22 protein-coding genes are annotated in these 19,342 nt (G+C 65.2%); 13 read left to right on the top strand and 9 right to left on the bottom strand.

What is annotated here, in order from left to right:
• A partial coding sequence (locus VJ307_03060; protein HJX73110.1) for a DNA recombination protein RmuC occupies window positions 1-954 on the top strand: 954 nt, incomplete at its 5' end.
• A gap of 17 nt (window positions 955-971) precedes the next feature.
• Here the strand turns inward: VJ307_03060 and VJ307_03065 are convergent.
• Both VJ307_03065 and VJ307_03070 read right to left on the bottom strand, forming a co-directional pair.
• The gene (locus VJ307_03065) at window positions 972-1,739 is read right to left on the bottom strand and encodes a FliA/WhiG family RNA polymerase sigma factor (GenBank protein ID HJX73111.1); all 768 of its coding nucleotides are present in this window, start codon (window positions 1,737-1,739) and stop codon (window positions 972-974) included.
• A gap of 179 nt (window positions 1,740-1,918) precedes the next feature.
• Window positions 1,919-3,298, bottom strand: a complete 1,380-nt coding sequence (locus VJ307_03070) for a sigma-54 dependent transcriptional regulator (GenBank protein ID HJX73112.1) — start codon at window positions 3,296-3,298, stop codon at window positions 1,919-1,921.
• Window positions 3,299-3,419: 121 nt separating this feature from the next.
• On the opposite strand from VJ307_03070, the gene VJ307_03075 reads away from it, so the two are divergent.
• From VJ307_03075 to VJ307_03085, 3 genes are all read left to right on the top strand, one after another.
• The gene (locus tag VJ307_03075; protein ID HJX73113.1) at window positions 3,420-3,617 is read left to right on the top strand and encodes a flagellar biosynthesis anti-sigma factor FlgM; all 198 of its coding nucleotides are present in this window, start codon (window positions 3,420-3,422) and stop codon (window positions 3,615-3,617) included.
• Between the two features lie 75 nt (window positions 3,618-3,692).
• Window positions 3,693-4,058: a metallopeptidase family protein gene (locus tag VJ307_03080; protein ID HJX73114.1), complete on the top strand. Its 366-nt coding sequence runs from the start codon at window positions 3,693-3,695 to the stop codon at window positions 4,056-4,058.
• A gap of 258 nt (window positions 4,059-4,316) precedes the next feature.
• On the top strand, window positions 4,317-5,258 hold the full coding sequence (locus tag VJ307_03085) for a hypothetical protein (protein ID HJX73115.1): 942 nt from the start codon (window positions 4,317-4,319) through the stop codon (window positions 5,256-5,258).
• Here the strand turns inward: VJ307_03085 and hisC are convergent.
• Window positions 5,253-6,299 carry a histidinol-phosphate transaminase gene (hisC, locus tag VJ307_03090; GenBank protein ID HJX73116.1) on the bottom strand — a complete coding sequence of 349 codons (1,047 nt, stop codon included), beginning with the start codon at window positions 6,297-6,299 and terminating at the stop codon, window positions 5,253-5,255. The genes VJ307_03085 and hisC overlap by 6 nt on opposite strands.
• Window positions 6,296-7,504 (bottom strand): pyridoxal phosphate-dependent aminotransferase, encoded by a 1,209-nt coding sequence (locus VJ307_03095; GenBank protein ID HJX73117.1) that lies wholly within the window; start codon window positions 7,502-7,504, stop codon window positions 6,296-6,298. The genes hisC and VJ307_03095 overlap by 4 nt, the downstream gene beginning before the upstream one ends.
• A 189-nt stretch (window positions 7,505-7,693) precedes the next feature.
• On the opposite strand from VJ307_03095, the gene VJ307_03100 reads away from it, so the two are divergent.
• From VJ307_03100 to VJ307_03110, 3 genes are read left to right on the top strand one after another with little or no spacing between them, the layout of a single operon-like run.
• A complete protein-coding gene (locus VJ307_03100) occupies window positions 7,694-8,389 on the top strand; it encodes a hypothetical protein (GenBank protein HJX73118.1) in 696 nt (231 codons plus the stop codon).
• Between the two features lie 26 nt (window positions 8,390-8,415).
• Complete coding sequence (locus VJ307_03105) at window positions 8,416-9,408, top strand: GNAT family N-acetyltransferase (protein ID HJX73119.1); 993 nt, start codon at window positions 8,416-8,418, stop codon at window positions 9,406-9,408.
• A complete protein-coding gene (locus VJ307_03110; GenBank protein ID HJX73120.1) occupies window positions 9,405-10,592 on the top strand; it encodes a glycosyltransferase in 1,188 nt (395 codons plus the stop codon). The genes VJ307_03105 and VJ307_03110 overlap by 4 nt, the downstream gene beginning before the upstream one ends.
• Here the strand turns inward: VJ307_03110 and VJ307_03115 are convergent.
• On the bottom strand, window positions 10,519-11,670 hold the full coding sequence (locus tag VJ307_03115) for an inositol-3-phosphate synthase (protein ID HJX73121.1): 1,152 nt from the start codon (window positions 11,668-11,670) through the stop codon (window positions 10,519-10,521). The two genes, VJ307_03110 and VJ307_03115, sit on opposite strands and share 74 nt — an antisense overlap.
• A 17-nt stretch (window positions 11,671-11,687) precedes the next feature.
• Here VJ307_03115 and VJ307_03120 point away from each other — a divergent pair, with 17 nt between their 5' ends.
• The 3 genes from VJ307_03120 (at window position 11,688) to plsY (ending at window position 13,997) form a co-directional block, all read left to right on the top strand.
• Complete coding sequence (locus tag VJ307_03120; protein HJX73122.1) at window positions 11,688-11,891, top strand: hypothetical protein; 204 nt, start codon at window positions 11,688-11,690, stop codon at window positions 11,889-11,891.
• Window positions 11,892-11,923: 32 nt separating this feature from the next.
• Window positions 11,924-13,282, top strand: coding sequence for a malic enzyme-like NAD(P)-binding protein (locus tag VJ307_03125; GenBank protein HJX73123.1), 1,359 nt, complete (start codon window positions 11,924-11,926; stop codon window positions 13,280-13,282).
• A 76-nt stretch (window positions 13,283-13,358) separates the two neighbouring features.
• Entirely contained in the window at window positions 13,359-13,997 is a 639-nt protein-coding gene (gene plsY, locus VJ307_03130) for a glycerol-3-phosphate 1-O-acyltransferase PlsY (GenBank protein ID HJX73124.1), read from the top strand.
• A gap of 3 nt (window positions 13,998-14,000) precedes the next feature.
• Here the strand turns inward: plsY and VJ307_03135 are convergent, their stop codons facing one another.
• The 4 genes from VJ307_03135 to VJ307_03150 are packed head-to-tail and all read right to left on the bottom strand — an operon-like array spanning window position 14,001 to window position 16,603.
• Window positions 14,001-14,516 (bottom strand): NYN domain-containing protein, encoded by a 516-nt coding sequence (locus VJ307_03135; protein ID HJX73125.1) that lies wholly within the window; start codon window positions 14,514-14,516, stop codon window positions 14,001-14,003.
• A gap of 20 nt (window positions 14,517-14,536) precedes the next feature.
• Window positions 14,537-15,106, bottom strand: a complete 570-nt coding sequence (locus VJ307_03140; GenBank protein HJX73126.1) for a LemA family protein — start codon at window positions 15,104-15,106, stop codon at window positions 14,537-14,539.
• 18 nt (window positions 15,107-15,124) lie between these two features.
• A complete protein-coding gene (locus tag VJ307_03145) occupies window positions 15,125-15,886 on the bottom strand; it encodes a TPM domain-containing protein (protein ID HJX73127.1) in 762 nt (253 codons plus the stop codon).
• Complete coding sequence (locus tag VJ307_03150) at window positions 15,887-16,603, bottom strand: hypothetical protein (GenBank protein HJX73128.1); 717 nt, start codon at window positions 16,601-16,603, stop codon at window positions 15,887-15,889. It lies immediately after the preceding gene.
• 223 nt (window positions 16,604-16,826) lie between these two features.
• Here VJ307_03150 and VJ307_03155 point away from each other — a divergent pair, with 223 nt between their 5' ends.
• The 3 genes from VJ307_03155 to VJ307_03165 all read left to right on the top strand — a co-directional run.
• A complete protein-coding gene (locus tag VJ307_03155) occupies window positions 16,827-17,165 on the top strand; it encodes a P-II family nitrogen regulator (protein HJX73129.1) in 339 nt (112 codons plus the stop codon).
• A gap of 39 nt (window positions 17,166-17,204) precedes the next feature.
• Window positions 17,205-18,617 (top strand): type I glutamate--ammonia ligase, encoded by a 1,413-nt coding sequence (gene glnA / locus VJ307_03160; protein HJX73130.1) that lies wholly within the window; start codon window positions 17,205-17,207, stop codon window positions 18,615-18,617.
• 105 nt (window positions 18,618-18,722) lie between these two features.
• The coding region (locus VJ307_03165) for a TolC family protein (protein HJX73131.1) at window positions 18,723-19,342 on the top strand (620 nt) is incomplete at its 3' end.

The raw sequence follows: 19,342 nt of genomic DNA on the forward strand, positions 1-19,342 counted from the left end.
CTGGCGAGGGGGGAGGCGGACGCGATCGCCCGGATCCGCCAGGAAGTGTCGGAGAGCTTCCTCAAGGGGCTGGACGGAATCTCCCGGCGGATCGAGGAGAAGCTCCTCGAGATCCGCGGGGAGATGGCGCGCGAGCTGTCCGAGACCGCGGACCGGAACCTGAAAGGGTTCGACCAGGTGGCGTCGCACCTGAAGGATCTCGGGTATGCGACGGGGCAGATGGTTCTCCTCTCCCGCGACATCGGCCAGCTCAACGTGCTCCTTACCCAGCCGAAGGCGCGGGGCGCCTTCGGGGAGCTCACCCTCCAGCAGATGCTGTCCGACCTGTTCGGTTCCCACACGGAGATGTTCGATCTGCAGTACCAGATGGAGTGGGGAGAGCGGGCCGACGCGGCGATCTTCGTCCGTCCCGACCGGAGCCAGTTCGTCTGCGTCGACGCCAAGTTCCCCATGGCGAACGCCTTGCCCCTCCTGGAGGGGGAAGGGGGCGAGGCGGAGCGCAGGGAGTACGAGAAGGCCTTCGCGCGGGATGTGCTGACCCAGGCGGAGTCGATCCGCGCCAAGTACATCCGTCCCCCCGCAACGCTGGACTTCGCTTTTCTTTTCGTCCCCGCGGAGTCGGTCTATTTCCTCCTTCTCCGCAACCGTGCGCTGCACGAGCAGCTCCTGCGGCTCCAGGTGATCCCGACGTCCCCGAACAGCTTCTTCGCCTATCTGCAGGCGCTCGCGTTCGCGTTCCGCGGATTCAAGATCGAGCAGAAGACCCGGGAAATCCAGGACCTTCTGGAAAGGGTGGGAAAGGATTTCGAGCGGTTCGCCGACAACTTCCGCATTTTCGGACGGCACCTGGACAATGCCCAGTCGAAGTACATGGAGTCGGTAAGGGATATCGAGAGATTCCGGGCGCGGATCGGATCCCTGCGAAGCGGGGAGGAGAAACTCCCCGAAGGGTAACCCCGATCTTCCGGAAGCTACCTCTCCAACCGGGACTTGAGCTTCCCCCGGAGCCGAAGGACGGCCTGCGAGTGCAGCTGGCAGATCCTCGGCTCGCCCAGGGCGAAGATCGCGCCGATCTCCTTCATCGTGAGCTCTTCGTAATAGTACAGCGCGATCAGCTGCTTCTCCCGATCCGGCAGAAGGTCGATCGCCTTGCCGAGCACCTCCCTGAGGTCCCGGAGGATGCTGTCCTTCCTCTCGTCGTTCTTGGCGGCCTCGGTCAGGATCCTCTGGACGGCGGTGTTGCCCACGCTGTACTCGTCCTCGGGTTCGTCCAGCGAGAAGACGGAGAGGCCGGAAAAGAGCGCCAGCTGTTTCCGAAGCTCCGTGATCGAGATCTTCATCTCCTTCGCGACTTCCTCCTCCAGGGGAGGGCGGCCCAGGAGGGACTCGAGCCGCGCGTAGGCGTTCTCCAGCCGGTTCGCGTTCTGCCTCGCGGCGCGGGAAAACCAGTCCATCTCGCGGAGGTAGTCGAGCATGGAACCACGGATGCGGAACTCGGCGTACGTCTTGAACTTGATCCCCCGGGTGGAGTCGAACTTCACGGCGGCGTCCAGCAGTCCCACGACCCCCGAGCTCACGAGGTCATCCATCTCGACGTTCGGCGGGAGCCGGAGTTTCATGATGCTGGCATGGTATCGGATTCCCGGCAGGAATTCGTTCACCAGGGCCTCCCGGTCGGAGATAGGCGGGGGCTTCTCGGGGAGACGTTCCGTGGTTCGGAGAGCGAGGTTGCTTCCCATCGTGTCCCTCCCTTCTGTTATCTGTGCTGCGAAAAAGGGATGGACACGTAGATAGCAATACGCATGCCGCGAAGAACATTATTGTAACAATCTGGAATATATATGGTTTTTCTAAAGAAGAAAGGCGGGCGGGGGAATGCTTATGTCAAAAATTTGTCAGCGGGATCTCCTCCTGACAATTATGGGCCATTCAGCCCCTTGCGTTTGAGCATTTCGAGTAGCGTCGTCCTTTTCAGTCCGAGGAGGGTCGCCGCCTTCTTCCGGTTCCCCCCGGAAAGGGAGAGCGCCTGCCGGATGAGGCCGTTTTCGAATTCCTCCTTCGCCTTCCTGAAATCGAGCGACTCGATCCGCAGCTTCTCCCCGGCCTCCCCTGCGGATCGGTCCCCGTCCCGGACCATCGCCGGCGGGAGGTCTTTCTTCTCGAGCCAGGCGCCCCGGGACAGGATGACCAGGCGCTCCACCAGGTTCTCCAGTTCCCTCACGTTCCCGGGCCAGGCGTATCGCTTCATGGCCTCCATCGCGTCCGGCCGGAATCCCTGGACCCTTCGCCCGCCCGCCGGGGCGTATTTCCCGAGGAAATGCTCGGCCAGAACCGGGATGTCGTCCGTGCGCTCTCTCAGGGGAGGGAGGTGGATGGGGATGACGTGGAGACGGAAGTACAGGTCCTGCCGGAACCGGCGCGCGGCGATTTCCTTCTCGAGGTCCTTGTTCGTCGCCGCGATGACGCGGACGTCCACGTTCACCGGCGTTGTTCCCCCCACCGGGGTGAACGACTGTTCCTGGAGCACCCGGAGGATCTTCGCCTGGAGGGGCGGACTCATCTCCCCGATCTCGTCGAGGAAGATCGTTCCCCGATGCGCCGTTTCGAACCGGCCGGTCCTTGCGACATGGGCCCCGGTGAAGGCGCCTCGCACGTGCCCGAACAGCTCGCTTTCCAGAAGGTCGGCGGGGATGGCGGAACAGTTGACGGGGACGAGCATCCGGTCGGCCCGGCTGCTGTTGTAGTGGATGGCCCGGGCGATGAGTTCCTTCCCCGTACCGCTCTCCCCCAGGATGAGGATGGTCGAGCCGCTCCCCGCCACTTTCGTGACCAGGGACAGCACCTGGCGGATCGGCTCGCTGATCCCGATGATGTTTTCGAACTGGTAGCGCCCGATGGCCTGCTGCTTGAGATGGATGTTCTCCTTCTTCATCTCCGTCATCTCGAGTGCCCGGTCCACGAGATGGACGACTTCCACCACCTTGAACGGTTTCGTGATGTAGTGAAAGGCGCCGAGCTTCATGGCCTGGACGGCGTTCTCCACCGTGCCGTACCCCGTCATCAGGATGACCTCGCAGTGGACGAGAGCCTTTTTCGCGTGGGAAAGGACCGCGAGCCCGTCCCCTCCCGGCATGACGAGGTCCGTCAGGACGACATCGATGTCGTGCTGGTCGATTTGGTCCATCGCCTCGGCTCCGGAGCGGGCGGGGAAAACATGAAGATCCGGCCGGGAGAAGACGTTCAGAAGAAGCTCGAGGATATTTTCGTCATCTTCCGCAATCAGAAGGGATTTTTTCATCGGGGTAATTTTACCTTCCGGGGGTGGCGGGACGGAAGGCCAATCTTTCCGGGCCGGGTAAAGTTTTCCGGGAGGGTGCCGATATGATTTCTGTGCAGATGCCACACCAGGGAGTTATCCCGTGAAAAGCCCGGGTTCAGACGGGAAAAGGGGAGACGGGCCGGGTCCGGCGGGGAAGAAGTCGCCCCGCGAGAAACGGGTCGACCTCCTCAAGGGGAAGGTGGAAAAGGGGATCTTCCGCGTGAAGCCGAAGAAGGTCGCGGACAAGATGGTGGAGGACGCCGTCCGCACGATACGCTCCCGGCGAGGGTCGAGGTAGTTCCGCCGCTTTCCCCTGCATCCTGCCGACGTTTGGGATACAATCATCCGAAAAGGGAATCGGGAAAGAGAAGGGGTGCGCACCGCTTTCGAGAAGGTTCTCCGGCAGGCGATCGACGACCTTCCCGGGATGTTCCGCGAAGCGCTCCGGAACGTGGCGATCGTGGTGGAGGAGCGCCCCCCGGACTGGCTTCTCGAGGAACTCGACATTCCGCCGGGGGAGACGCTCTACGGGTTCTACCACGGCATTCCGCTGCCCGAACGGTCCGTTCTGGACTCCGGGAACCTGCCTGACAAGATCTCCGTCTACCGGGGGCCTCTCGAGGAGGATTTCCGCGATCGCGGGGAACTCGTCCGCCAGATCCGGATGACCCTCCTCCACGAAATCGGGCACTATTTCGGAATGGACGAGGAGGACCTGGCCCGGCTCGGCTACGAGTGAATGTGATATACCAACTAGTGTACCGTCTCGTAAATAGCTTGACGCACCGAGAGCGTCGATGCGCCGCGCCGGCGAGGCGCGCGACTGAGGCATACCGTTGAGTATGGTGAAGAAGCGCAACGAAGCTGGGGCGGATGCAGCGGCGCTCGAATGCCAAGGTATTTGCGAGACGGTGCACTAGGGGGAGCGCGGTAAACCGAACGATCGCCGCCGGCCGGAACGGAACGTGCGAACGGGGCCGGCGAAGGGAGACAGGCAATGTACCGATTGCGCCGCTCGTATCACGATGGCTTCGACCGCCCCGAACTCGTCCTGATTCACTACGCGGCCGCTCCGGAAGGTTCCCCCGAGGATGTCCTCGTCCGTTCCACCGCCGTGGTGACGCCGTCGAAGATTCCCGGAATGCGGGAGGTACACCTGTTTCTCCCCCGCCCCGGAGAGGGAGTCCGGCTCTCGGTGCGCTACGTCTTCTCGGCCGTGGGCGGCGGCAGGGAGTGGTTTTCCCCCCCGTACGAGGTGGTTCTTCCGGGACCCGTCGCCGAGGGGGACCTGGCCGAGATCGAGGGGGAGGGGAACATCGCGCCCGCGGCGGGGCGCGGGATGTTCCGGCTCGCGCTGCCCCTCCGGCCGGAGGAGCCGCGGGGAGGAACCGTCCGGTTCGGGTTCGGCGCCATGCGCAAGAAGCCGTCGGTCTCCCTGTGTCGCGCCCGGGTGCCGATCGTGGGAGGGGAAGCTCCCGTCGTGGAAATCCCCGAGGCCTTGTCCGTGCTGAAGAACCGGCCGATGCCGTTCTTCCTGTACCACGTCCCCGAGGGGGGAACCGTTCCGGTCGCGGACAAGATCAATTGCGCCCGGATCACGTTCCGGGACGAAGAGGGGGACGTCGTCTGCGCCCGCCTCTTGTGGGGAGACCGGTCCTGGGCCGCATCCAACCTCACCGTGATGGAGGTCAAGAACTTCGCTTCCGCGGAAGGAGGGGCGTCCGGGTACTTCCACGCCGTCGACTTGGAGGCGTATCGGGAAACGAGAGCGGCCGCCCTTGCCGGTCACGGCCTCCCGAGGACGTTCGAGGGATTCGTCTTCGGCCCTTCGGGAAGCGTCGTGGAATACTGCTTCCAGGTTCTTCGTCTGCGCGCGGACGGAGCCGTCGCATCCTGGATCAACGCTCCCTCCGGCGGGAACTGGTCGATCACGCTATAGCATCTCCCCCAGGGACGCGAGGAGCGTTCCGATCTCCCCATCGGTCCCCACCGTGATGCGCAGGGACCCGGCGAGACGGGGCGTGTCGAAGTATCGGACGAGGATCTTCCTGCGCTTCAATTCCTCGTAGACCGGCCGTGCGGACCTCCCCCGGAGACGTCTCGCGAGAACGAAGTTGCTCTGCGAGGGAAAAGGGGAAAACCCGAGGGCCGGGAGCGCGGCGAGGAGCGTCGCCCGGGTCTTGCGGATCTTCGCGGCGTTTTTCTCCATCCACCCGATGTCCTTCAGCGCGACCTCCCCGGCGGCGATCGCCAGGCGGCCGAGGTTGTAGGAGTCCCGCACCTTGTTCAATCCCTCGAGGATGGCGGGGTGGGCGAACCCGAGGCCGATCCGCATTCCGGCCAGGGAGAACGATTTGGAGAGCGTGCGGAGCACGATCACGTTCTTCTTCTCCCGGGCGAGGGAAAGGGCCGTCTCGTCGGCGAAGTCCGCGTACGCCTCGTCGATGACGAGCACTCCCGGCACCCGGTCGGCGAGATCGGCCAGGACGGCGGTCGGGACCGACGTTCCCGAGGGGGAATTGGGGCTGGCGACGATCGTGACCTTTGCCCGTCTTGCCGCCAGACCCGACGGAAGGGAGTAGTCCTCGGGGTAGGGAACCCCCGCGATCCTCCCCCCCTGTACCCGGATCAGCGTATCGTAGAGCGTATACGTCGGCGTGGGGCAGCACAGCGTGTCCCCCTCTCCGACGAATGCGCGGGCGATCATCGCGAGCAATTCGTCCGAGCCGTTCCCCGCGATCACCCGGGAGAGATCGAACCCGTAGGTCAGGGCGGCCTGCCTCCGAAGCCTCGTCGAGTCCGGGTCCGGATACAGCCGGAGCGAGGCGTCCGCCTCCGTCCGCACGGCCCGCAGGACCGCGGGGGAGGGAGGATACGGGTTCTCGTTCGTGTTGAGCTTGATGAACCCCCGGTCCTGGGGCTGCTCCCCGGGCAGATACCCCTCCATCCTGGCGATGTTTCTGCGGAACGGGATCTTCATCGGGCCGCTCCCTGCCGATGTCCGGGGAAGAACTTCCTGCCGAGCCTCTCCCAGGAGGGGAGCGACCTCGTGACGGTGTCGGGGGAGACGCAGTAGGCGATCCGGAAATGCCCTTCCCGCCCGAATCCGCGGCCCGGGACGACCAGGAGGTTTTCCTCCCGTGCCGCCGCGACGAACTCCATCTCGTCCGGCGAGGGCGACCGGGGAAAGAGATAGAAGGCCCCCCCCGGGGGGACGACCGGGAATCCGGCCGCCGAGAGGGTCGCGACGAGAGCATCCCGGTTCGCCTGGTACACGGAGAGGTCGGGCGCAAGGTCCTGGGCCACGGCCACGGCCCGTTGCATGAGCGAGGGGGCGTTGACGAACCCCAGCACGCGGTTGCAGAATACGCATGCTTCGGCCACCTCCGCGGCGTCCTCCGCGCGCGGGCTCACCGCGAGATACCCGATCCTCTCCCCGGGGATGTTGAGGTCCTTCGAGTGGGAGTAGGCGATGAGGGTGTTCCGCAGGGAGGCCGCGGGAGGAAAAAAGGAGAACCCGGGGTAGACGATCTTCCGGTACGGTTCGTCGGACAGGACGTAGACGGGGGCCCCCGTGCGTCTCTCCCGTTCGGCGAGCGTCGCGTCGAGCGCGACCAGGGCATCCCGCGGATAGACCGCCCCCGCAGGATTGTTCGGCGTGTTGAGGATGACGGCCTTCGTCCGGTCGGAAAGCGCGGCCCGGATCGCCCCCATGTCCAGCTGGAAGTCCTCCGCGGACTCCGCCACGACCGGGATGCCGCCGGCGTTGCGGATGTAGGAGAGATATTCCACGAAGTACGGGGCGATGACGAGCACCTCGTCTCCCGGGGAGAGGATCGCGCGAAGCGCCACGTTCAGCGCGCCCGCCGCTCCCGTGCTCATGATCACATGGTCGAGCGCGAAGGGGAGGCCGGTCGTACGATGGAGGGAGTCCGCGATCGTTTTCCGCACGTCGGGGAACCCCGCGTTCGGCATATACCGGTGCAGGTCGGGGGGCGGGAAGGACGCAAGCCGCAGGATCTCCTTCGCGAGTTCGTCGGGAGGCTCGCCGTACGGGTTTCCCAGGCTGAAATCGAAGACGTTGTCCTGCCCCTTCGCGGCCTTCAGCAGGGCGCCCTCCTCGAACATCTTCCGGATCCAGGATCCCTGCCGGATCGCATCGCGGACCCCGGGGGATATCGGCATGGCTTCTCCTCGCTGTGTCGCCCGTTCCCGGCACGGGCCGGGACAATTCACCATACGGCAACGCCTGCGGTCTTTTCAAGGAGAACGGGACGTTTCGGAGCGGACACTCCCCCCGGGAAACGCAAACGTAGTAGATTAATGGGGGGAAAGATAGGATCCGCAGGAAAAAAACCCGGGAATGGGGGAGATATGGGAAAAACGCTTCGTTTCGTTCGAGTCGTTCTTCTGCTTGCCGCGATCGCCGGGGTATCCGGCTGCGTGACCGGAAAGGTCCTCACCCTGCCGGGGGATCTCGCGCGCCACGGGCAAAAGGGACCCGCGCGGGGAACCGAGGGGCCTCCGGCGGTTGCCGTGCTCGATTTCACCTTCGCGGGCGCCCCCTCCTACGAGATCGGGCGCGATTTCGACCATGCCCGCCCGATCGTATGGAAGAGGGATCCCGGGAAGGGGATGTCGGACCTCGTGGCCGATGTCCTGAACGGGTCGGGAGTGCGCGCCGTGCGCGTATCCTCCGCGGCGGCGGTTCCCGGGGACGCGGTCGCGACGGTGTGGGGAAGCGTCGACCGGTTCCGCGTCGATGCGAGAAAAACCGGTTCCCTGAAAATGAAGGTCGAGTCGGCGGCGTCCGTATCCGTGACGGTGTACGCGTCGGGAGGGAACGCCCCGCCGGGGTGGAACAGCGTCGTCGGCTCCGAGAACTGGACGACGGAACCCCTTTTCGTCACGCCCGAGGGGGTCCAGGACGCGCTCAACGGCGCGGCCAACGCGGTGGCCCAGGAGGTGGTCCGCAGGCTGGCGGCGGCCGGCGTGATCCTGCTGCCTCCCGCACCTGCCGGCCTTCCGGGAGGAGAACCGACCGCCGGAGCGGGGAAGGAGCGAAAGTGATCGTTCGACGTCGGGATGCGTGACGGATGGGCTTTTCCTGGACGGACCGGATGGAGGATGTTTCCGCGCAGGAGTGGGATTTCGTCCTCGGACGCTCCTTCCGTCCCACTCCCTTCCTCTCCCGCCACTTCCTCGTCCCCTGGGCGAAAACGTTCGCCGCCGGCCACCGGAAACGCGCATACCGGTGGGACCGGAACGGCGAACCCTCCGGATTCCTGTTTCTCTGCCTGTGCGAAAGCGGGAAGGGATGGGAATTTCTCGGGGGAGAGCAGGTCTCCGACTCGCTGGACGCCCTCGTGGTGTCCGGCCGGGAGACGGAGTTCTGGTCCGAATTCCTCCTCTCTTCGCGGGATCTTTTTTCGGCCGGCCCCCTCTTCCTGCCGAATCTTGTCGAGGAATCCCCCTCGATCTCTTGCCTCCCCCGGGTGTGCGCAGATCTCGGCTTCTCCTTTCTCCGGGAGGAGATGGACCAATCCCCGTTTATCCCTCTTCCCTCCTCCTTCGAAGAATACCTTCTGGCCCTGGGGAAGAAGGAGCGGCACGAACTGCGAAGGAAGATCCGGAAAGCGGAGGAGACGACGCCGGGGTTGTCCTTCCGCGTGACCCGGACGAGGGAGGAGTTCGAACGGGACTTTCCGTCGTTTCTCTCCCTTCACCGGAAGAGCTCCTCGGACAAAGCGGTGTTCATGGACGACCGGATGGAGGGGTTCTTCCGCGAGATGGCCGAAGGGTTCCTGTCCGCCGATCGTCTGCGTCTCGCGTTCCTCTCCGGGAAAAGCGGAGATCTGGCGTCCGCGTTCCAGATCGGGTGGAACGGCGCCCTCCTCCTCTACAATTCCGGGTACGACCCGGATCACCGGGAGGCAAGTCCCGGGATGGTGCTCCTGGCCCGCTGCATCGAGGACGGGATCCGGAACGGATTCCGGGAATACGATTTCCTCCGCGGGAGGGAACGGTACAAGTACGACCTCGGCGGGAGGAACCGGTCCGTCTACAGGGGGATCGTCCGCGTTTCGTGAGACACGTCCTCTTCTCCTATCATACCTGTCCCCTGGAAGAGCCCGGCACCGGCCTGGCGGGCGGGATGAACGTCTTTCTGCGCGGTCTCCTTCCCGGCCTCGCCCGGCACGGGATCGAAACGGACGTCCTGACGAGGGGGAGGGGGGACGCGGTGGAGATCACCCGGCCTTATGAGGGGGTCCGCGTGGTCCACATCCCGTGCGGCTTTCCGGAGCCGGCCACCCGGGAGGCGGCATTCCGGGCGCTCCCCCGGTTCATCGAAAATGCCCGGGAGATTCTCCGGGCCCGGCGGACGCCCCCCGACGCGCTGTCGGCGCACTACTGGATGTCGGGTGTGGCGGCCAAAGACGCGGGAACGGGGGAGCGCTCGCCGGGCCTGGTGTTCGCGTTCCACACCGTGGAGGCCCGCAAGCCGAAGCCCCCGGGATACCGGCCCGACGCGCTCTCGGTCGCGAGGAGGGCCGCCGAGGGACGGCTCGCCCGGCAGGCTTGCCGGGTGGTGTTCCTGTCGGACCACGATTTCGAGGCGACGAAGGTCTCCCTTCCCGAGGTGGCCGGCAAAGGGGTGGTGATCATGCCGGGGGTGGAAGACTCGTTTCGCCGGCCGCCTCCGAAGGAAGAGGGGAGGAGGGCGTACGGCATCCCTCCCGGCGCATTTCTCTTCCTGCTCGCCGCACGCTCCGACCCGGGGAAGAAGATCCCCGCCGCGATCGAGGCGTTTCTCGCCCAGCGAGAGAAGGGGGGCGGGGAGGCGGTTCTGCTCGTCGCCGGGCAGAGACCCCGCGAGGGCGATGCTCCCGGGGGGGTGATCTTCGCCGGCCCGGTTCCCCACGCGAGGATGCCCGCCTTGTTTTCCGCGGCGGACGCGGTGCTTGGCCCCTCGGAGTACGAATCCTTCGGCCTCGTCCCCCTGGAGGCGATGGCCGCCGGGGTGCCCGTGATCGTTCCCCGCGACGGCTACTGGGGGGAAACGGTCCTCCGCGAGGGGGGAGGGGCGGCATATGCGCCGGGAAGCCCTGCGGGGCTCGCCGAGGCGATGGAGCGGATCCGGAGGGACGGCGGTGCAAGGGCGCGGATGGCGAGGGAGGGGAAGAAGGTCGCGGCGCGGTTCACGTGGGAGAGGTGCACGGAGTCGTGGGCGCGACTTCTTTCGTCCTCCGCCACGCGCGATAATCGGCGATGAACTCCTCCAGCTCCCGCCTCGCGTCGTCGTCCGTCATCTGCACCGCCGGGTGCTTCATGTAGTAGGCGGAGGGGGCCGTGAGCGGTCCCGCGAGCCCCATCTCCCGGCCGAGCCGGCAGAACCGGATGGCGTCGACACCGACGCCGGCGCTGTTCGGGGAGTCGGTCACCGAGAGCCGGAGTTCCACCTCGATCGGAAGACCCCCGAACCCTTCCCCCTCGATCCGCAGAAAACACAGCTTGTTGTCCTTCTGCCAGGGGACGTAGTCCGAAGGGCCGATGTGGATCTGGTCCTCCGCGATCCGGTGGGTGAGCACCGAGGTCACCGCCTCGGTCTTCGAGATCTTCTTGGACTTGAGCCGGTTCCGGCTCAGCATGTTCAGGAAATCGGTGTTCCCGCCCGTGTTCAGCTGGTAGGATCTGCGGACCTGGATTCCCCGTTCCGAGAAGAGGCGGGCGAGGGCCCGGTGGACGATCGTGGCGCCGAGCTGCGACTTGATATCGTCCCCGATGATCGGAATCCCGCGGCTCCGGAACCTGGCGGCCCACTCCGGGTCGGAGGCGATGAACACCGGGATGCAGTTCACCATGCTTACGCCCGCGGAAAGGCAGATCTCCGCGTAGAACTTCGTGGCCTCGTCCGATCCGACGGGAAGGTAGTTGACCAGGATTTCCGCGCCCGAATCCCGAAGGACCGCCTCCACATCGCACGGAGCCTCCTTCGAAGGGACGAAGGTCCGGTCCTCGGGGTACTCCTGCATGTGGGCGGCGACGCCGTCCAGAACCGGCCCCATCCGCACGATGGGCCCGCCGTCGGGGATTTCATCGACGAATTTCGGGGTGCAGTTCGGCGGGGAGAAGATCGCCCTTCCCACGGGGAGGCCCACCTTCCTTCGATCGACATCGAAGGCGGCGACGACCTCGATGTCCCCGGGCCGGTAACCGCCGATATCCAGGTTGATCAGGCCGGCGATGTCGGTCCCGGGGGACTCTCCCGCGTTCCGGTAATACTCGATCCCCTGCAGCAGCGCGCTTGCACAGTTCCCGACGCCGGCCACAGCCACGCGAATCCTATGCATTTCCCCCGCTCCCTCGGTTGGTTTCTTTTCTTGCGCGCTTCTTCGATTCCCCGGACGCGGAATCGGTTTCACCGGAAAGAGGAAGGATCTCCCCGCACTTCCAGCAGCGCGGGGGGATATCCCGCACCATCCGCCGCTCCTCCGACACGAAATTCTGCGACGAACAGGCGGGGCAGTCCAGGATCATGCGCGCCATTTTACCCTTTTTCCTGACCGTTTGACAAAATCGAATCCACGCATATAAGATGTGCCCATGCAAATCGAAAAGGGAATCGACAAGGAAGAAAAGAAGATCTGCGTGATGATCCTCGACAAGCCGGGGTACATGGGCAAGGTCGCCACGGCCATCGGGAAAGCGGGCGGGAGCATGGGCGACATCAAGCTCGTCAGCTTCGGCCTCGAGTACAACACCCGCGACATCACCGTGTTCGTGGACGACGAGGCCCACCTCGAGGCGGTTCTCGAGGAGGTCGGAAAGGTCGAAGGCGCCATCATCTCCGACATCATCGACCCCGTCCTCGAGTTGCACCGCGGCGGGAAGATCCGCGTCAAGGCGACCATGGAGATCGAAGGCATATCGACGATCCGGAAGATCTACACCCCCGGCGTCGCGAAGGTGTGCAAGGTCATCCGCGAAAACCCCCAGAAGGCCTACGATTACACGGCGATCTACAATACGGTCGCGATCGTCACCAACGGGACGGCCATCCTCGGACTCGGGGACATCGGGGCGGTGGCGGGGATGCCCGTCATGGAAGGGAAGGCGGCCCTGTTCGACGTGCTCGTCGGAGTGAACGGCGTTCCGATCCTCATCCAGTCGAAGGACCCGGAGGAGATCATCCGGACCGTCGCGGCCATCGCCCCCACGTTCGGCGCCATCAAGCTCGAGGACATCAAGGCGCCCGAGTGCTTCGAGGTCGAGGACCGGCTTTCCGCGATGCTCGACATTCCGGTGATGCACGACGACCAGCACGGCACGTCGGTCGTCGTCCTGGCGGCCCTTCTCAACGCAAGCAAATACGTCGGGATGATGGTCAAGAACGACATCGTCGGGCTGGTGGGCCTCGGCGCGGCGGGGATGGGGATCTCGAAGCTTCTCAAGGCGTACGGGGTCCGGAAGCTGCTGGGGACCGACATCAACCAGACGGCGATCGATATCTTCGCGAAGGTCGGGGGGATGCCGGTATCGCTTCCGGAGGTCATGAGCCAGTCCGACATCGTCATCTGCACGACCGGCGTGGCGGGCCTCATCAAGAAGGAAATGGTCAAGAAGGGGCAGGTGATCCTGGCCCTGACCAACCCCAGCCCGGAGATATCCACCGAGGACGCGCGCGCGGGGGGCGCGGCGTTCGCGGCCGACGGACGGGGGGTGAACAACGCCCTTGCCTTCCCCGGCGTGTTCCGGGGAGCGCTCGACGCGAGGGCCCGCAAGATCAACAACCGGATGAAGATCGCGGCGGCCAAGGTCATCGGATCGTTCGCCACCGAGGGGGAACTGGTCCCGTCCATCCTGGACATGGAGATGCACCGGGCGGTTGCCGAAGCCGTGCAGCGGGCGGCGTTCGAATCCGGAGTGGCCAGAACGACCGGGGAGGAGCTGGAGGAGACGTAAGCCCCGAGGAGAAGGGGATGATTCTCGGCAATTTCCGCATGGTCCCCCTCGGCAAGGGGGAGTTCCAGGGGCGTTGATGGATGCCTCCTGGGTCCGGGGCGTCTCGTTCGTCCTGTTCGCCTATTTCCTGGGATCGGTTCCCTTCGGGGTCCTCGTGGCCCGACTGTTCGACCGGAGCATCGATCTCCGGTCGGTCGGTTCGGGAAACATCGGGGCGACGAACGTGGCGCGCGCCGCCGGGAAGGCGGCGGGAATCCTGACCCTTCTCCTGGACGCGGGAAAAGGGATCTTCGCCATGGCCCTCGCGAACATCTTCGTCGGGGAGCAGACGGACCTGTGGCTCGCCCTCGTGGGGGGCGCCTCGTTCCTGGGCCACGTGTTCCCGGTCTACCTTACGTTCCGGGGAGGAAAGGGAGCGGCCACCGCGCTGGGGATCGTCCTGTTCCTCTCCCCGGTCACCGCGTTCATCCTCGTCGTTCTCTTCTCCCTCGTGGTCTACTTCACCCGCTACGTCTCCCTCGGATCCCTGTCCGCGGCCGTGGCGCTTCCGCCGATGATGGCGCTCTTTGCCACGTCCCGCCACTACGTGACGCTCTCCCTCGGGATGATGTTCCTCGTTCTCTTCACCCACCGGGAGAACATCCGGCGGCTGCTGGCGGGGCAGGAAACGAAGATCGGCGCCCCGAAGGGCGACCCCGCGGGGGACGACTCGTAAGACCTAAAGCTTTTTCAGGACCCTCCCGCGGTCGCGCTCCCGTTTCTTCTTCCGGTGGCCTTCCCCCTTCTTCCCTTTCCTTGTTTCTTCGTCTTCCTCCTCGTCGACGGCCCCCTTCCTTCCTTCCCGTTGAACAGCGGCGAGCCGGTCGGAGAACTCCTCACAGGAAACCACGGTCACATTGCGCGACGGTAAGGTGCCTCCCAGGCCCCGGTCGGACGTTACGACGACCGTGCCGGATGCCGCCCCCCGGGAGAGGTCCCGGATCACGTCGTCGGCCGTTTCGGAGCGCGAGGAGAAGAGCGCGATCCCTCCCGGGAAGGCGTGACGGGTCCGACCCGGGGTCCCCGCCCCCCGGGCGTCGAACACGACCGTCAGGCGGAATCCCTTCCCCCTCGCGTATCCCGAAAGAAGAGCGCACAGCTCCGCGCGACCCTCCGGGCCGGCGGGGTCCTCCGAGAGGAAAACGGCCCCCGAGCGGGCGAGGTTGTACCCGTCCACGATGAGATGAGAGCCCATGGGCTTCCTTTCCGGTCCCCCTATTTCCCGAAGTCCACCTTGGGGACCTCTTTCGCCCCCGCTTCCGCCTCGAAGAAGGGCCTGTCCCGGTATCCGGCGAACCCGGCGACCACGCTGCCGGGGAAAACCCGGATCGCGGTGTTGTACGTCCGGACCGCCTCGTTGTAGCGCATCCGCTCGACCGCGATCCGGTTCTCGGCGCCGGCGAGTTCGTCCATCAGGCGGGCGAAGGTCTGGTCGGCCTTGAGCTGCGGGTAGTTTTCCACCACCAGGAGGAGGCGGGAGAGTGCGGAGGAGACCTCCGCGTTGGCCGCCATCGTCTCCGCCGGGGTCTGCGCCCCGGCGAGCCTGGCCCTTGCCGCCGCCACATATTCGAAGATCTCCCTCTCGTGGGCCGCATATCCCTTCACCGTCCGGACGAGGTTCGGGATGAGGTCGGCCCTCCGCTGGAGGACGTTCTGCACCTGGCTCCATTTCTCGTTCACCGCGATATCCTTCCGCACGATGGAGTTGTACATGCTGACCCCTGTCGCGAGCAGAAGGGCCGCCACTACCGCTACGACCGCTACGACGAACACGATCTTCTTCATCGTCTCCCTCCCCGGTTTCTACCAGCCGCCGCCGGCGCCTCCTCCTCCCGAAAAGCCTCCTCCGAAGCCCCCGAATCCGCCGCCTCCGAACCCTCCCCCGCCGAATCCCCAGCCGGAACCCGCAAGTCCTCCGGGCCCGCCCCACCCACTCGATCCATTTTTGGTATTCCTGAGCACCAAAGAAAAAACGAGAAGCAGAAACAAGATGATGAGCGCGATGACGACCGATCCATCGTCTGATACCGAAGGCGGTCCCGGAGGCGTGCCCCCCCCTCCGCCGAGAACGGTTCCGATCCCCTCCACGCCACGATACACTCCTTCCCCGTACTTTTTTTCCCGGAAGAGGGGAAGGATGATTCGGTCGCGGATCTCTCCCACTTTTCCGTCGGGCAGCACGGCCTCTACGCCGTACCCTGTCGCGATCCACATCTTCCGGTCGTCCACGGCGACGAGGACGAGGACGCCGTTGTCCTTCCCCTTCTTCCCGATCTTCCAGCGGTCGAATACGTTCTGCGCATATGCCTGCGCGGGGAGGGGTGCGGTGCTCCGAACGGTCAGGACCGCGACCTCTGCGGTCGTCTTCCGCTCGATGTCGCGGCACAGTTCCTCGGTCTGGCCGGCCCAGTTCCCCAGGACCCCCGCCGTGTCGGTGACGTATCCCCGGTATGCCGGTATCGGGGGTTCGGAAGCGGCGGGAAGCCCCGCCGGGAGCAGAAGGAGGATCAGGGCCAGGTGCAGGACGGCGGTCCCATCACGGAGGATCGGGGCCCTGGAGGCCATCTACGGGGTGTTCGCCGGGGGGAGGCTGTCGGGCAGCGAGGCCAGCCTCCCGACCTCCTGCAGGTACTCGAAGAAGATCTCCTCCGCGCGGGCGGGCGCGAGTTCTCCGGCTTTTCTCGCGGCGACCGCCTCCCGCAAGAAAGGAAGGCGGACCTCGAACCGTTTCTCGATTCCGTCGAGGATCTCCTCCTTCCGGTGCGGTGCCCGGGGGTCCAAGGCGAGCAGCAACCCCCGCGACACGGCCACGATGGGCCCCACCGTGGAAAGGATCAGCCGGGAGATCTCCCGCTTCCGGGACGTGGCCAGGTACATCCGCCCCAGGGAGAGCCATTTCCCCTTCAGTTCGAACTCGATCTGGTGTCTGAGGTTCTCCGCGGAGATCGCGAGGTCCGCGACGACGTCGGTGCCGGAGAGCACCTTTCGCCTTTCGGCCAGTCCGAGATATTCCAGGGGAAAAACGTCGGTCGAACCGCGGAAGAAAGTCTCCGTGACGAGGGGCGGCGTCGGGATTCCCTGCCGGGCGTACCGGTGGGCGATCCGGCGGAAATTCTCGAGCGCCTCTTCCCGGAGAGTGCGGACGACGACCAGCAGCGAAATCTCTTTCCCGGGAGCGGGGTCGTCCGAGGCGTGACTTCCGTAAAGGAGGAGGGAGACGAGGTCCTCCCCGAAGATCCTCTCCACTTCCTTCCGGTATTCATCGAGAAGGCCGCCGTTCATGGGCAACCCCCGAGGGGACGTATGCCCAATCGGTGGGCATCCGCTGCGCATCGATTAGGCGGAAATTCTATCACCGGACGCGAGTTCGCGCCATCGCTCTTTCGGGGGAATGGGAGAAACCGACCGAAACGGATAAGGATTTTCCTCTGCGGGGGCATGGACCGCACATCGTTCGGGGCATTGGTACGCCTATTGCTCCTGTCCATCGCCGGGGAGGTGAACCATGAAGAAGATCGAGGCCATTATCAAGCCGTTCAAGCTCGATGAGGTCAAGGAGGCTTTAAACGACATCGGCATCCAGGGGATCACCGTTTCCGAAGTGAAGGGATTCGGGCGCCAGAAGGGGCACACCGAGCTCTACCGGGGGGCGGAGTACGTGGTCGACTTCCTCCCCAAGATCAAGCTCGAGGTGATCGTGCCCGACGACCTGGTTCCGCAGGTCGTGGAGACGGTGGAGAAGTCCGCGCGGACGGGCCGGATCGGAGACGGGAAGATCTTCGTGACGAACGTGGAGGAAGTGGTGAGGATCCGGACGGGCGAGCGCGGAAAGGATGCGATCTGATCGGACGGCAAACCGCGTACCCATACCAAGGAGGAAGACATGACCCCGAAAGAAGCGCTGGAATTCGCCAAGAGCAAGAAGATCGAGATGGTGGACCTGAAGTTCATGGATTTCGTGGGGACCTGGCAGCACTTCGCCGTTCCCATCTATGAGCTGCAGGAGGACAACTTCGAGGAAGGGTTCGGATTCGACGGATCGAGCATCCGCGGGTGGCAGCCGATCCACGCCTCCGACATGCTCGTCATCCCCGACGCCGCCACCGCCATTCCCGATCCGTTCATCGCGCGGCCGACGCTGTCCCTCATCTGCAACATCGTCGATCCGATCACGAAGGAGGCCTACTCGCGCGACCCGCGCAATATCGCGCGGAAAGCCGAGGCGCACCTGAAATCCACCGGGATCGCCGACGCCGCGTTCTTCGGCCCGGAAGCCGAGTTCTTCATCTTCGACGACATCCGGTACGCCACGGGATCCAACTTCGGGTACTACTATATCGACTCCGAGGAAGGGGTATGGAACACCGGGCGGGAGGAGAAGCCCAACCTGGGCTACAAGCCGCGCCACAAGGAGGGGTACTTCCCCGTCCCCCCCACCGACTCCCTCCATGACGTGCGCGACGAGATGGTGCGGGTGATGGAGTCCGTCGGGCTCAAGATCGAGGCCCAGCACCACGAGGTCGCCACGGCCGGCCAGGCGGAGATCGATCTCCGGTTCGACACGCTGGTGAAGTGCGCCGACGCGCTGCAGTGGTACAAGCACATCTGCAAGAACGTGGCGAGGAAATTCGGCAAGACCGTCACCTTCATGCCCAAGCCTCTCTTCGCGGACAACGGGAGCGGGATGCACACGCACCAGTCCCTGTGGAAAGGGGGGAAGCCCCTCTTCGCCGGGGAGGAGTACGGGGGGCTGTCCAAGATGGCCCTTCACTACATCGGCGGGATCCTGAAGCATGCGTCCGCCATATGCGCCTTCTCCAACCCGACGATGAACTCCTACAAGAGGCTCGTTCCCGGGTTCGAGGCGCCGGTGAACCTGGCGTACTCGAGCCGGAACCGGTCCGCCGCCGTCCGGATCCCGATGTATTCGGCCTCCCCGAAGGCGAAGCGGCTCGAGTTCCGGACGCCCGACCCGTCCTGCAACGGGTACATCGCCTTCGCCGCGATGCTCATGGCCGGGCTGGACGGCGTCCAGAACAAGATCCACCCCGGGGAGCCGCTGGACAAGGACATCTACGCCCTCTCCCCGGAGGAGCTCGCCGGCGTCCCGACCACGCCCGGGTCGCTCGAGGAGTCGCTCAGGGCCCTGGAATCGGACCACGACTTCCTGTTCAAGGGCGATGTGTTCACCGCCGACGTGGTCGAGAAGTGGATCGAGTACAAGATGGACGCCGAGGTCAACCCGACCAAGATGCGGCCGCACCCGTACGAGTTCTTCCTCTACTTCGACTGCTGACGCCCTCTTGCCGGGGCGGGAGTGGGGCCCCTTGCGGGGGGCCCCACTTGGCCCTTTTTTTCCCGGATCGTTGGGAATATCCTATTGCGCATGCGAACAGCCCCGTTGATCCTCGCCGTCCTCCTCCTGGTTCCGGCTGCCGCCATCGGCGGCGCGGCGGGTCCGGAGAGCGGCGACCTCCCGGTTCCACCTTCCGTTTCCCTCTTCGAAGCGGTGCGGCACGCCCTGGCCCATTCCCGGGAGGGTCGCATCGCCGACCGGGACGTGCGGGTCGCGGAGGAGGGGAGGGTAAGAGCCGGCGCCCCCCGGCTACCCCGGGTCGATGCGAGCTCCGATCTGACCACCTTCTCCGAACCTCCGGCCGTGTTCATCCAGGGGAGAGAGACCCAGACCATGGAGCGCTCGGTCCTGCGGGCACGTCTCACCGTCGATCAGACGATCTACGATTTCGGGAAGACCGGCGCCGGGGTGTCCCGGGCGGAGGCGAGGCTTGACGCCGCGGAGAGGAGGGCCTTCCTTGCCCGGGAGCGGATCGCCTTCGAGGTGATCGCCGCGTTCCTGTCCGCCCGGCGCGCGGAGCAACTCCGGAACGTCGCGGAGGAGTCGCTCCGGGCGGCGAGGGAACACCGGAAGGTGGCCGGGGACCTCTACGAACTCGGGGTGGTGGCCCGCAACGACGTGCTGGCCGCCGACGTGCTGGTCGCCAACGAGGAGGCCGCGCTGAT

It is taken from the genome of Candidatus Deferrimicrobiaceae bacterium, assembly GCA_035256765.1.
Lineage (GTDB): Bacteria > Desulfobacterota > Deferrimicrobia > Deferrimicrobiales > Deferrimicrobiaceae > CSP1-8.